Here is an 11,882-nt window from a genome sequence, read left to right on the forward strand (position 1 = left end):
CGTCGAGAGGAACACCATGCCCCGCATCGCTGTCATCGGAGGCACCGGCTACGCCGGGAGCCACATCGTCACCGAGGCCGTCCGCCGCGGCCACACCGTCGTCTCCGTCGCCCGTTCGGTCCCGGCCGAGCGCGTCGAGGGTGCGACGTACATCGAGGGCACCGTCCTCGACGTGCCCGGACTCGTCGCAGAACTCGAGGGCGTCGAGGTCGTCGTGTCGGCGGCCGCCCCGCGCGGCGACATGGAGGGCAAGCTCCGCCCCGCCATCGCCCAGCTGGCCACCGCGCTACCCGACGGGGTGCGTCTGGGAGTCATCGGAGGTGCCGGCGGCTCGCTCGTCGCCGAGGGCGGTCCTCGCCTCATCGACACCGACGGCTTCGCCGAGGAGTACAAGCCCGAGGCCCGCGAGGCCATCGGCATACTCGAAGACCTGCAGGCCGACGACACCGGCCGCGACTGGTTCTACGTGCACCCGGCCGGGGGCTTCGGCTCGTGGGCACCGGGGGAGCGCACGGGAACCTATCGCGACGGCGGCGACGTGCTCGTCGTCGACGACAACGGCGACTCGTTCATCGGCGGTGCCGATTTCGCGGTCGCCGTCCTCGACGAGATCGAGAACCCGCGCCACTCCCGGGGACGCTTCACCGTCGGTTACTGAGGCCCTCCACGTTCGAGGCCGTGGCATCCCGGATTCGTCCCGGATGCCACGGCCTCGCCGTTTCAGACCAGATCGCGCCAGTCGACGGCATCCGTGTCGGTCGTGGGCACCGCGCCGGTCTCGGGCGCGTCGACGTCGGACACCGTCGCGAGCGACATCGTGTCGGTCGGCGGCCCCATGACCGTCGCCTCGTCGCGCCGGTGGCGCAGCACGTCGTCGATGTAGGAGGCGACCACCTCGGCCAGGGGCACGGAGCGCCCCCGCGCCTGCGACATGTACCAGCGGTGCTCGAGCACCTGGTGAAAGACCTCGGCCGGTTCGAGCTTGGCGCGCAGGTCCCACGGGATCGCCATCACGATCGGCTCGAACACGCGCGTGAGCCACTCGTGCGCGACCATCTCTTCGTCGGCGCCGAGACGCGACACCCGGGCGCGGAACTCGTCGAGGTCGTTCAGCAGGCGTCGCGCCTGGTTCTCTTCGACGTCGAGGCCGGTGAGGCGCAGGAGCCGCCGCTGGTGGTGGCCCGCATCGACGACCTTGGGCTGGATGGACACCTGCGTGCCGTCGCTCGCGGTGCGGATCGACATCTCGCCGATGTCGAACCCGAGCGCGTTCAGGCTGTGCACGCGCTCGGTGATACGCCAGGACTCGTCGACGGCGAAGGTTTCTTTGTCGGTGAGGGCCGCCCACAGCGAGTGGTACGACGCCACCAGTCCGTCGGCGATCGCCACGGCATCCACACCGCCCTCGAGTCGTCCGCCGGCCTCGAGGTCCATGATCTCGCCGGCGATGTTGGTGCGCGCGATGTCGAGATCGTGGGCGCGCTGGCCGGGACTCAGGCGGTTGCCGTGCAGCTCGCCCGTCTCGGCGTCGACGAGGTACGCCGCGAACTCGCCGGCGTCGCGGCGGAAGAGGGTGTTCGACAGCGACACGTCACCCCAGTAGAAGCCCACGTTGTGCAGCCGCACGAGCAGCACCGCGAGAGCGTCGACGAGACGCGTGGCGGTGTGGGGGCGCAGCACCTGCGTGAAGAGGGCGCGGTACGGGAGCGAGAAGCGCAGGTGCGAGGTGACCAGCGCCGCCGGCAACGGGCGACCCGAGGCGTCGGTGCGCCCGGCGATGACGGCCACCCGCTCGACGCACGGCGACGCGAGACGGTCGAGGTTGCCGAGCATGTCGTACTCGCGACGCGCCATCTCTTCGGTGGTCTCTTTGATCGCCACGACCCGGCCCGACAGGTTGGCGAAGCGCACCAGGTGGCGGGAGATGCCCTTGGGCAGGGCGACGATGTGGTTGCTGGACCAGTCGGCGAGCCCGGTCGACCACGGCAGTTGCAGCAGGCCCGGGTCGACGGTGCTGGCGGTGATGCTGAGCGAGTCGCTCACGGTACCTCCGGAAAAGCGGTGCGGCGCGCCCCTGTCCCCGATGGATCGGGAACCGGGACGCGCCGCGACGGTGCGTCAGGTCAGGCCGAAGCGATGGCCCGGTCGGTCAGGCGGTCGCCCGACTCGAGGTCGAACACGTGGATGTGGCCGGGGACCGGCGCCAGCACGACCGTCTCGCCCGCGTTGGGGTGACGGCGGCCGTCGACGCGCGCGACGAGGTCGGTGCGCTTGCCGTTGATGTCGGTGTGGCCGTACAGGTAGCCGTCGGCGCCGAGCTCCTCGACGAGGTCCACGACGACCTTGAGGCCGCGGCCGTCGGCCGGGGCGACCTGGATGTCCTCGGGACGCACACCGATGGTGACCTCGGAGCCGTGCGCCTTGCCGATGGTGTCGGCCTCGACGGGAACGACCATGTCACCGAACTGCACGCCGCCTTCGGCGAGGTCGACGGTGAAGAGGTTCATCGCGGGCGAGCCGATGAAGCCGGCCACGAAGACGTTCTTGGGCGTCTCGTACAGGTCGCGCGGGGTGCCGACCTGCTGGAGCAGGCCGTCCTTGAGCACGGCGATGCGGTCGCCCATGGTGAGCGCCTCGGTCTGGTCGTGCGTGACGTAGACCGTGGTGACGCCGAGGCGGCGCTGCAGCGACGCGATCTGCGTACGCGTCTGCACGCGGAGCTTGGCGTCGAGGTTCGACAGCGGCTCGTCCATGAGGAACACCTGGGGCTGACGCACGATGGCGCGACCCATGGCGACGCGCTGACGCTGGCCACCCGAGAGGGCCTTCGGCTTGCGCGTGAGGTACTGCTCGAGGTCGAGGAGCTTGGCGGCTTCGAGCACGCGAGCGGCACGCTCTTCCTTGCCGATGCCGGCGATCTTGAGCGCGAAGCCCATGTTCTCGGCGACGGTCATGTGGGGGTACAGCGCGTAGTTCTGGAAGACCATCGCGATGTCGCGGTCCTTCGGGGGCACGTCGGTGACGTCGCGGTCGCCGATCATGATGCGGCCCGAGTTGACCTCTTCGAGGCCCGCGAGCATGCGCAGCGAGGTGGACTTTCCGCAGCCGGAGGGGCCGACGAGAACCAGGAACTCGCCATCGGCGACGTCGAGGCTGAGCTTGTCGACGGCGGCGCGGGTTCCGCCGGGGTACAGACGGGTTGCGTTGTCGAATGTGACGGACGCCATTTTTTCTTCTCCTTCACCGGCAGGTACGTGCCGGACGATCCGTAGTGAATGGAAAACGGGGGCGACCCCGTGCGCCCGACAGTGGACGCAAGGGTCAGTATGCCACGTGTCTGGTCATTTCCCAGACTGCCTAGCTAGCATCGGTGCTCGTTCGCTCACCCGTGCGTCCCCCCAATTCCTGCGGCAGAAGTCCGTGCCCGAGAGGTTCCATGTCCAACGACCAGTCACCGAATTCGCCCGCCGAGCGCGACCGCCGCGGGGCGGTCCGCGAGAAGGCGCAGCAGGTCAAGGCGAAGCAGACGCGGTGGCGAATCGCGCGTCGCTCGTTGATCGGCGTCGGTGCGGTGGCCGTCGTGGCCGTGGGTGCCGTCGCGGTGACCTCGGCCCTCAGCTCGCACGACCCGCGTTCCCAGGCCCTGCCGGGAGCTGCGGCCGACGACGGCTTCATGGTGTCGAGCGCCTCGGGCGTCGCCGACCCGGGAGCGCAGCAGACCATCGACGGCAACGCGGCCACCATGGCCGCGGGTGCCGAGCCGACGGCGGAGCCCACGCCGACCCCCACGGGGACGGCGGCCCCCGTCGACATCCGGGTGTACGTCGACTACATGTCGACCGAGGCTCGCGAGTTCGAGACGGCCAACGCCGACCAGCTGTCGAAATGGGTGGGCGATGACGCCGCGTCTCTGACGTACTACCCCGTCGCGATGCTGACCTCGAAGTCGAACGGCACCAAGTACAGCCTGCGCGCCGCCGGCGCGGCCGCGTGCGTGGCCACCCATGCGTCGGATCGCTTCTTCGCGTACAACCACGAGCTGCTCACGAATCAGCCCGCGGTCGACTCCGACGGCTACAGCGATCAGCAGCTCGCCGACATGGCGCAGGGCGCGGGAGTGGGCGACATCGCCGCCGTGCGCACCTGCATCGAAGACGAGACGTACACCGGGTGGGCGAAGGCAGCGACAGATCGCGCCATCAAGGGACTCCCCAACACCAACGGTCAGGCACTGACGGCCACCCCGACGGTGCTGGTCAACGGAACGCCGTACGTGGGACGCATGGATGACGCGAAGGAATTCGCGCAGTTCGTGCTCACGGTCGACAGCAACGCCTACTACTCGACCGCTACGCCGACCCCGTCGGTGACGGCGACGCCCGTAGGCTGAATCGCTATCCCGCCGGTGAACGCATCGCTGTACGATTCAGGTGACATGGACCAGATCGAGGATTCCCCGCCGCGCCGTTCCGGCGCGCAGCTGGAGGAGTGGGTGCAGGAGTTCCGCGAGCAGGGACACCTGTTCGCCGGCCGGTTGAAGGTCGTCGAACAAGAAGACGCCGACAGCCAAGACACCGGTCTCGTGGTCATGAGCCTCATGAACGCCAAGGCGTCGATCTACATGCAGCCGAAGGGCTACGACCAGCCCCTGTGGGAAGCGACCCTGACGGGACGCCCCGAAGACCTGACGCTCTCGCCGCACGACATGGCGAGCCTCGCGGCAGAACTCGTCGTGGCGGGCAACCTCTGCTCGTTCCTGCAGTGGAAGTCGCTCGAATGGGATCGAGAGAGCGGAACACACACCTGAGGTCGGGTGTGTCCTGAGGGACGCCCTAGACTCGTGGCCCGAGGCTCCTCGTCGCCTCACGCCGGCTTGGCGCAATTGGTAGCGCACCGTACTTGTAATTCCTCCCCTCGACATAGATCGAGATTGTGCGGGGTTTGTCTTCGCCGTCGTGGCGCGGGACTGTTGTTGATCGGCGTACGCCGGACTCCGGTTATATCTGCGGGGTAAATGCGGGGTGCGCTCGCCCGGTCGCTGTCGCCGTCGTGGTGGTCGGAGCCGCGATTGCGGTCCCCGTGTCACCGAGCGCAGCCGGTGCGCCCGTATCCGTCGAGTCGGCGATCGGCCAGACCCGCGCGCTTTACGGCCGTCATCAAGACCAGTGGGACGGGTACACACGGTGAGCTGAGACCGGCGCTCCCGGAAATCACTCGTTCCGGCATCCTCGCGCTTCGGCGATCTCGACCAGCGTTTCGATGGAAGGCCCGCCAGGGCGCCACGCCCGCTCGGCTGCTTGCTGAGCGGTCAAGCCATCGAGGATGCGACCTTGTTCTCGCACCATCTGCGCAACCTCACGGAGCGCTCGCTGCCTGGCATCCATGTGCAGAGTCTGGCGGGCGCGATGTCGGCCGTGCAACGTAGTGTCGTCCCTGGCCGGGGAAGGGGACCGGTCTATGAGTTCGACGAAGGTCAGCGACGAGAAGATCGCAAGGGCGGCGGCCACGGTCGCGCCGGTGACGCTCCCACCGCAGGCGTGGGGGCCGGCGAAGGTCGAGGCGGATGTCGCGCATCCACGACGACCACACCTCGTCGACGGCGTCGAACAGCTGCATGATCTGCGCGTAGTCGGACTGGCCGAGCATCTGCAGGCGCGGGGTGCGGCGGAACTGGGCGTTGGGGCGCATGTTCGGCACGTACGCCGCGGTGAGGCCTTCGACGCCGGTGACGATCTCCGATTGCTCGTTCACGACGCCGGGTGCGGCGAGCCAGGTCGTCTCGGGGCGGTCCTCGAACGGGACGCGCTGGCCGAGCTGGTCGCTGGAGCCGGCGTACAGCCCGTGCTCGATGACGCCAGGGCGGTGGTTCTCGAGGTGGCGGTAGACGACCGTGTCGTCGGTGCCTTTCGACAGCTCCGACCAGAAGGTGACCTCTTCCAGGTCGCCGTAGCGGAAGGTGGGGATCGCGGCGTCGGCGCGGACGGTCTTGAGGCGATCGTGGTTCCACACGAGGCGGAGGTACGTGCCACCGAGGGCGGCGGCGACCTCGCCCGCTTCGAGGAGTGTCGACTGGAAGCGGGACATGTTGATGACCTTCTCGGCGCGGTCCTGGATGATGTCGCGGTCGCTCTTGCCGTCCTCCGACCGGGTGCCGGGGAACACGATACGAGGCGCCTCGCCGAACAGGTAGTCGGCGGAGAGCGTGGCGATGTCGGCGGCCAGGGGGATGTGCAGGCGAGCCCGGGACTCGCCCGCGGCCGGGGGCTTGCCAAGCCATGCACGCGTGGCCACGCCGACCAGGCCGCCGTTGTACTGCCCGCGGTGGGTGATCGGGGTGTGCCGGTAGCTCGAGGCCAGGCGCTCGACGTCGCCGGCGTACCAGCCGTCATAGATGTCGAGCAGGGAGAAGAACTCCTCGAACGGCTTCGGCGGCCACACGACGTTGGTGTCGGGGAGCGGCATGGAGACTCCCTTCGGGGATCGTCGGAGCGAGAGGGGACCGCCGGCCTGACTGTGCCCTGTGCAGCCGTGCTGCGCCAGGTTTGGTCTCTTACCAGGCCGCACCTTTGAGTGACTCGGTGGCGGCGGTCGTGCGTAGGGAGGGGCGCAGGTGCGCCTGGCCGAAGAGGCGCGGCTTCATGAGCGTCCTTCGCGGTCACACATCCGCGTTGACGCCCCTCCCTGGTCGTGGGCGACTCAGCGTCGATATCGTGTGCGGATGAGACTGATGGACGATCTGGGCGTGATCACCGAGCCGGCTGGCGGGTCGATCGTTGCTCTTCTCGCGCTCGTATCAGGTGTCGGGGCTGCAGTGATCCTTTTTGAGACCTACCGTGCCATCGTCCGGGGGCGGCGGCTGAGGGTAGCGCGCGAAGCGCCGGAGACTTTAGGTGACAGATTGCAAGAGCTCTCAGTTGTCAGCGACTATCTGCGTTCCTTGTCAGTTGAGGTAACTGCCGAGGCAGAGGCCCAGGCCAAGGCGGCAGAGTTGGCTGCTGCGGACGCCAGACGAGATCAGCAGCTCGCTACGCTGACGGCAGAGCAAGCTCAAGCCGTTAATGCCATCTTCGAAGCTTCAAACGCGAAGCAGCAGAAGGCCTTGACGAAGTCGACGGTCGTCTGGGCCGTAATCTCTCTCGTTGCTTCGAACGCAGTTTCCGTGGTCGTCGCGCTTTGGTTGGCTGATATCACACGCTAGCCACAGTCCATTCATGGGCCCGGTTATGATCGGCCAGACGCCCGTCCGAAGCGGGACGATACTGGCCGCCGTGCCGTCACAGACCTTGGGGGATGCAATGCCTGACTCGACGACGGTGTATGCGATCGCTCGCCCAGTTCGTCCCACGCGGGACCAGCTTGCTCAGCTCTTCGACGACATCGACGAGAAATTGCGACCGCTAGTGGACGCATTTGTGGAGGAGCATGTCGCACGCACGAACGGGATCAGCCCAACCTATGGCGCTGAGCGCCGCGCGGAATTAGAACGGCGTGCCGCAGGGCAATGGCATCTCGTCGATAACGACTCCTCCACTCGCGATTTGACTGGTAGCGCAGCCGAGATCCTGCCCACGATCAACTTTGCCAAAACGAAGTACGTTAACGTTTCCTTCGGCGGGGGATCTCCTCACACGGTGGCCGTCGTCATGAATCGCGCTCGTAACTTGCAAGTTTCTGCATCGGGAAGCGACGAATGGACGCGTCAGTTTCATGAGTGGGCGAGATACAGGACGTTAAGTTTCCGACCGTGGTGGTGGAGAATCACACAATGGCAGACCGTTACTACGGTGAACGCCGTCCTAGTAGCTCTCACAATCGCGGCGATCTTCCTCCCCGCGCCGGCGGATGCCTTCGTCGGGCGGGCCGCTTTCGGGGCAATCCTCACTTGGTCTTTGGGCGCTTTCATCGTTGGATTGCGGCCGAGCATCCTTGTCCGTGAACCAGGTGGGTCTGTTGCCTGGCGCCAGAATCTCCGAGACGGTGCTCTCCTGCTGCTCGGCGCTGTCCTGGGGTGGTTCGTCTCGCGAGGATTTGATCTGCTGTTTCCTCCGTCAGCGCCTTGAGCGGGTCTCCGTAGAGCGGGCTGTAGCAGGCAGTAGGCCCCGTGGTGAAGATGGAAAGGTTGGCGCGCATCGACACGTCCTCGCGCGCGGTGAGCGCGAGCGACTGGTTCCGCGACTTCGGGGTGTGCCGTTCGACCTCGACGGCGAGGGCGACGACGGCCGCGTTGATCGCGGCGACGCCGGCGCGCTGCTCGTCGGTCGGCGGATGGCCGGACGCAGCGGTGAAGAACCGGCCACGGGCGCGGTCTTCGGCGGTGGGGGTGGGAAGTGTGGACTGTGTCATGCTCTTCTCCTTCGTTCTCCCCGGCTCTGCGGGGCATCCGGCCCTATGCCGGTATGTGTGCGGGCCCGTACCATCGCGACATGAGCCAGAAAATTGAAGTGGGGACGGCGGACGTCCCGGGTGTCGGACTGGTCGCGTACCGGGTGCAGGTGAACAGGAACGCCGGCGGAGAGGTCTTCATGCGAGTACTGCAGGACGCGAGGTACGTGGACGGCAACCGTGTCGTCGTCGATGACGATCACCGCGCCCGCATCGCTTCTCATCTGCGCGCGGTGTAGATGCCGCCCGCCGCCTAGATACCATCAGCGTCATGGACGCCTCGGACGTGATCGCGGTTGTGGCGGTCGGTGTTGCTGCAGTGTCGGCGGTGATTGCCTTAGTCGCGAACATGCGGTCGAAGGATGCGCTGGACCTGCAAACGCGAATCGACGAGCGCCAACGTGAGTTCGAGCTCGTACGGTGGTCTGCCAGTTGGAACGCCCTCGCACCGGACAGCGCACCCACCGTCTGGCTGCGCAACACGGGACTAACCCCGGCGGTCGACGTGACCTTGTTGGTCAGGACGTATGTCGACGAGAAACTCTTCCGCTTCGATCGCGTCGAGCCTGGCGAGAAGGTCGAGGCTGTCTTCGCAGCTCCGGACGCCGCACACGCGGCATTCCATTTCGTGCGCGATTCGGCGTGCCGGGTGCACTGGTCCAGCCCGCGCGGCAACGTCCACGACACAGACTCAGCGATCAAATCAAGCGGACAGCAGTAGCTCGGTCGGCTAGAGATTGCGGGCCATCAGGCGTCCTTTCCGTAGGCGGCGTCGCGTGCGCGGCGCAGCGAGGTGATCGCGGCGTTCGTCTCGCCGCGGGAGAGCACGTCCGACCAGACGCGCACAGGGTGACCGTCGGTGAAGTACTCCAAGCCCGGAGGCTGAGAGCTCGCTTCGGCGGCGGCTTCGCGCTCGGCGTCGGCGAGGAGCGATCGCAGCTCATGCATAGGGATGTCGACGGCGACCTGGAGCCAGGCGGCGTCGCGGTTCCACTGGACGTGCAGGTTGCGGCGCTGCACCTCGACCTGGGCGGTCGCTTCGAGCACGGGCTCGGTGCTTCCGTAGGTCGTGTGCTCGGCGACTCGGTCGAGCACTCTGTTGCGGGTGATCTGTTCTCGGGGCACGTGGCCCACCTCCATCATGGAGAAACCCCGTCGCGGGGTCGACCCGGCCGTGTGCCGGGAAGTCGATACGCTCAGCGGATGCTCAACCTCGCGGCGAATGCCGAAACTCAGGCCGAGGGGTTCTCGCTCGTGCCGTGGATACCCCTGCTGGTCGCCTTCGTTGTGGGCGCGAGCACTCTTGGCACCGCCTGGTGGAACTCGCGCGGCGAGACGGCCGCACTCCGACAGCTGAAGGCGATGAACGAGGCTCTCACCGGCCTACCCACGTCCGGAGATGTCCGCTCGAAGCTCGAAGCAGCGAGGGATCGGCTGGCTCTCCGCATCGCCGACAGCGACGTGCGTCGGTCCACCTTCTGGCGCCGGATCGGCGTGCCCGGTCTGGCAATCGCGATCGGCATGGCACTGACGGCCGTCGGACTATGGGGCACGTTCAATTCATCGTATGGGTCTGTCGAGGTCGACGATGCCGTCAGAACGTTGCTGCTCGGCGCCGCGGTGGGGATCGCTGCGGCGTCCGCAGCGGGTATCGCGACGGCTATCCACCGTCTGACACGCAGGTCAGGCGGCCAGTAGAAGCTCCGTCGGCCAGTCGAGCATCGGCCGCCACATGTTCTCGGTCGTGGCGATGACGTACCGGGCGCCGCCCAGCGAGCGGTCGTTGACCTTCACCGGCTCGTCCTTGCCGTTCTTCGCGGCCTTCGCGTCCCACGAGTAGCCCGGCGCCTCGGCGATGAAGCCGGGGCAGTTGTCGGACACGACGAGGTGGTCCTCGGACAGCAGGGATGCCTGCGTGGCGATGCCGTAGGACACGTTGTTGAGCCCGCCGGCGGTGGGGATGCCGATCCGGTTCAGCTCGCGTTGGAAATGCAGCGCTGCGGGGGCGACGATCACGAACTCGGGGCGGAGGGCGGTGTCGTACGGCATGTGCGGCTGGTCGAGCCAGCGGGCGAACAGGCCCGCCTGCTGCGACGGGGATAGCTGCGACGTCTCCTGTCCGCGGGTGTCGTGACGCCACTCGTCGACGAGCCACAGGCGGGAGCCGTAGCCACCGTCGCGGCGCCGCTCCCTCGACAGGCCGAGGAGGAGCCCCGTCGATGGGTTGTTCGTGCCGAAGTCGACGCCGACGCCGAACAGGCGCCGCATCTGCGGGAGCTGCGCCCACGGGCGGACATGGCGTGCGGGGTCCCACATGCCGTAGATCGCGCCGTCGGCCGACACCCAATCGCCGAGGATCATCCGACGGAACCAGAGGCCCACGTACTGCGACTGCAGGCGGAGCTTCACCGCGCCGGACAGGGACGGGTTGTCGTCCATCATGAAGTGGTAGCGACGCCAGTCGTGGAGGCGTCGCATCTGGTCGATGAAGTCGACGTTTTAGCCAGTGCGCCGGCGAGTCGGGGTTCGTCGTCGCGAACAGCTTCGACTCATCCAGCGACATGCGATTCAGCGTCTGCTTGAACGCCGTCTCGTCGATGACGGTCGCCTCGTCGACGTAGACGTAGAGGATCGTCATACCGCGGATCTTCGACTCGGCGCGACCGTCGTTGACGCCGATGACCTGCACCTCACGGCCGAAGATGTGAGCCGTCGGCGCGTTCTGCCGATACGACACGGCGCCACGGAACGCACGGAGGCCGGGGGAGTCCTCGATCGTGCGGAAGAAGTTGCGGTAGATCGACCCGAGGTTCTTCCCGATGACGACCAACTGGCCACCCGTCGCGGACTCGTCGTCGAGGTTCGCGATCGCGATGAGGAACGCGAGCACGGAGACGTAGGTCTTCCCCGCTCGGATCGAGCCCTCCCACAGGTTGAACGTCGCGCCCGGCTGCAGGCACGCATTCAGGGACCGCTCCTGGTTACGGCCGAGGCTCGCCGTCGCCTGGAACGTCTTCGGGGCTCGGGTCGCCATCAGTCACCTGCCCGTACGTGTCGTCAGCCCCGTACCGCGACTCGAGCGCGGCCTTGAAGCCGACGAGCGCGGCGCGGACTTCGGCGGAGGTGTCGTCGGTCTTGTGGTCGTACAGGCCGAGGAACTTGGCGCGCTGGTCCATGATCTTCAGCGCCCGGTCGACGGCGAACAGGTCACCGTTGCGGGCCTGCTCGTACAGGCCGGCGAGAAGGTCGTCGAGGCGTGAGAGCTCCAGCTCGATCAGCTCGGTCGCGGACTCGCGGGTGATGGCGGCGATGCCCTGTTTCACGGCTCGGTGTGCGCTGCCCTTGTTCGCGTACCCGACCTCGGCGGCGATGTCCTCGAAGGACCATCCGGCGCGTCGGAGGTCGAGGGCTTTCTTGCGCTTCTCGGCGGCGGTCGCCACGGATTCGGTATCCGATGCCATGGGGTTTCCTCTCGTGGCCCGCGCCTGGCGGGTCAGGGG

14 protein-coding genes and 1 pseudogene are annotated in these 11,882 nt (G+C 67.3%); 7 read left to right on the forward strand and 8 right to left on the reverse strand.

The features are described from left to right. The first annotated feature begins 16 nt into the window (after positions 1-16). Positions 17-658, forward strand: coding sequence for an NAD(P)-dependent oxidoreductase (locus IFU40_RS13550; RefSeq protein ID WP_191926660.1), 642 nt, complete (start codon positions 17-19; stop codon positions 656-658). A 62-nt stretch (positions 659-720) separates the two neighbouring features. On the opposite strand, the gene IFU40_RS13555 is transcribed toward IFU40_RS13550, so the two are convergent. Then, on the reverse strand, positions 721-2,043 hold the full coding sequence (locus IFU40_RS13555; protein ID WP_055838263.1) for a DUF4032 domain-containing protein: 1,323 nt from the start codon (positions 2,041-2,043) through the stop codon (positions 721-723). Between the two features lie 80 nt (positions 2,044-2,123). Further along, positions 2,124-3,227 (reverse strand): ABC transporter ATP-binding protein, encoded by a 1,104-nt coding sequence (locus IFU40_RS13560; protein WP_055838259.1) that lies wholly within the window; start codon positions 3,225-3,227, stop codon positions 2,124-2,126. 209 nt (positions 3,228-3,436) lie between these two features. On the opposite strand from IFU40_RS13560, the gene IFU40_RS13565 reads away from it, so the two are divergent. Together IFU40_RS13565 and IFU40_RS13570 are read left to right on the forward strand one after the other, a co-directional pair. After that, the gene (locus tag IFU40_RS13565) at positions 3,437-4,390 is read left to right on the forward strand and encodes a DsbA family protein (protein ID WP_191926661.1); all 954 of its coding nucleotides are present in this window, start codon (positions 3,437-3,439) and stop codon (positions 4,388-4,390) included. 45 nt (positions 4,391-4,435) lie between these two features. Further along, positions 4,436-4,807, forward strand: a complete 372-nt coding sequence (locus IFU40_RS13570; protein WP_070409541.1) for a hypothetical protein — start codon at positions 4,436-4,438, stop codon at positions 4,805-4,807. A gap of 548 nt (positions 4,808-5,355) precedes the next feature. On the opposite strand, the gene IFU40_RS13575 is transcribed toward IFU40_RS13570, so the two are convergent. Continuing rightward, a complete protein-coding gene (locus IFU40_RS13575; protein ID WP_191926662.1) occupies positions 5,356-6,462 on the reverse strand; it encodes a hypothetical protein in 1,107 nt (368 codons plus the stop codon). Between the two features lie 256 nt (positions 6,463-6,718). Between IFU40_RS13575 and IFU40_RS13580 the strand changes: the two genes are divergently transcribed. Further along, the gene (locus IFU40_RS13580) at positions 6,719-7,198 is read left to right on the forward strand and encodes a hypothetical protein (protein ID WP_191926663.1); all 480 of its coding nucleotides are present in this window, start codon (positions 6,719-6,721) and stop codon (positions 7,196-7,198) included. A gap of 701 nt (positions 7,199-7,899) precedes the next feature. Here IFU40_RS13580 and IFU40_RS13585 read toward each other — a convergent pair. Beyond that, positions 7,900-8,343, reverse strand: a complete 444-nt coding sequence (locus IFU40_RS13585; protein ID WP_191926664.1) for an Acb2/Tad1 domain-containing protein — start codon at positions 8,341-8,343, stop codon at positions 7,900-7,902. Positions 8,344-8,423: 80 nt separating this feature from the next. Here IFU40_RS13585 and IFU40_RS13590 point away from each other — a divergent pair, with 80 nt between their 5' ends. Together IFU40_RS13590 and IFU40_RS13595 are read left to right on the forward strand one after the other, a co-directional pair. After that, positions 8,424-8,621: a hypothetical protein gene (locus IFU40_RS13590; RefSeq protein WP_191926665.1), complete on the forward strand. Its 198-nt coding sequence runs from the start codon at positions 8,424-8,426 to the stop codon at positions 8,619-8,621. 32 nt (positions 8,622-8,653) lie between these two features. Next, positions 8,654-9,103, forward strand: a complete 450-nt coding sequence (locus IFU40_RS13595; RefSeq protein WP_191926666.1) for a hypothetical protein — start codon at positions 8,654-8,656, stop codon at positions 9,101-9,103. A gap of 26 nt (positions 9,104-9,129) precedes the next feature. Here the strand turns inward: IFU40_RS13595 and IFU40_RS13600 are convergent, their stop codons facing one another. Next, positions 9,130-9,507 carry a hypothetical protein gene (locus IFU40_RS13600; protein ID WP_191926667.1) on the reverse strand — a complete coding sequence of 126 codons (378 nt, stop codon included), beginning with the start codon at positions 9,505-9,507 and terminating at the stop codon, positions 9,130-9,132. A 78-nt stretch (positions 9,508-9,585) separates the two neighbouring features. Here IFU40_RS13600 and IFU40_RS13605 point away from each other — a divergent pair, with 78 nt between their 5' ends. Beyond that, positions 9,586-10,080, forward strand: a complete 495-nt coding sequence (locus tag IFU40_RS13605) for a hypothetical protein (RefSeq protein ID WP_191926668.1) — start codon at positions 9,586-9,588, stop codon at positions 10,078-10,080. Here IFU40_RS13605 and IFU40_RS16885 read toward each other — a convergent pair. The 3 genes and pseudogenes from IFU40_RS16885 to IFU40_RS13615 form a co-directional block, all read right to left on the reverse strand. After that, positions 10,066-10,860 (reverse strand): hypothetical protein, encoded by a 795-nt coding sequence (locus IFU40_RS16885; protein ID WP_249404227.1) that lies wholly within the window; start codon positions 10,858-10,860, stop codon positions 10,066-10,068. The genes IFU40_RS13605 and IFU40_RS16885 overlap by 15 nt on opposite strands. 31 nt (positions 10,861-10,891) lie before the next feature. Then, positions 10,892-11,416 (reverse strand): annotated as a pseudogene (locus IFU40_RS17320) (terminase large subunit domain-containing protein); the annotation flags it as partial. After that, entirely contained in the window at positions 11,364-11,843 is a 480-nt protein-coding gene (locus tag IFU40_RS13615) for a hypothetical protein (RefSeq protein ID WP_191926669.1), read from the reverse strand. The gene IFU40_RS13615 and the pseudogene IFU40_RS17320, both read right to left, overlap by 53 nt. Between the last annotated feature and the right edge of the window lie 39 nt (positions 11,844-11,882).

Source organism: Microbacterium sp. CFBP 13617, assembly GCF_014839445.1.
In the GTDB taxonomy this organism is placed as follows: Bacteria; Actinomycetota; Actinomycetes; order Actinomycetales; family Microbacteriaceae; genus Microbacterium.

Coding starts and splice junctions, on each gene's coding strand:
- IFU40_RS13580 (WP_191926663.1), top strand. CDS start 6,719: ATGAGACTGATGGACGATCTGGGCGTGATCACCGAGCCGGCTGGCGGG.
- IFU40_RS13590 (WP_191926665.1), top strand. CDS start 8,424: ATGAGCCAGAAAATTGAAGTGGGGACGGCGGACGTCCCGGGTGTCGGA.
- IFU40_RS13550 (WP_191926660.1), top strand. CDS start 17: ATGCCCCGCATCGCTGTCATCGGAGGCACCGGCTACGCCGGGAGCCAC.
- IFU40_RS13585 (WP_191926664.1), bottom strand. CDS start 8,343: ATGACACAGTCCACACTTCCCACCCCCACCGCCGAAGACCGCGCCCGT.
- IFU40_RS13565 (WP_191926661.1), top strand. CDS start 3,437: ATGTCCAACGACCAGTCACCGAATTCGCCCGCCGAGCGCGACCGCCGC.
- IFU40_RS13560 (WP_055838259.1), bottom strand. CDS start 3,227: ATGGCGTCCGTCACATTCGACAACGCAACCCGTCTGTACCCCGGCGGA.
- IFU40_RS16885 (WP_249404227.1), bottom strand. CDS start 10,860: ATGCGACGCCTCCACGACTGGCGTCGCTACCACTTCATGATGGACGAC.
- IFU40_RS13615 (WP_191926669.1), bottom strand. CDS start 11,843: ATGGCATCGGATACCGAATCCGTGGCGACCGCCGCCGAGAAGCGCAAG.
- IFU40_RS13605 (WP_191926668.1), top strand. CDS start 9,586: ATGCTCAACCTCGCGGCGAATGCCGAAACTCAGGCCGAGGGGTTCTCG.
- IFU40_RS13595 (WP_191926666.1), top strand. CDS start 8,654: ATGGACGCCTCGGACGTGATCGCGGTTGTGGCGGTCGGTGTTGCTGCA.
- IFU40_RS13570 (WP_070409541.1), top strand. CDS start 4,436: ATGGACCAGATCGAGGATTCCCCGCCGCGCCGTTCCGGCGCGCAGCTG.
- IFU40_RS13575 (WP_191926662.1), bottom strand. CDS start 6,462: ATGCCGCTCCCCGACACCAACGTCGTGTGGCCGCCGAAGCCGTTCGAG.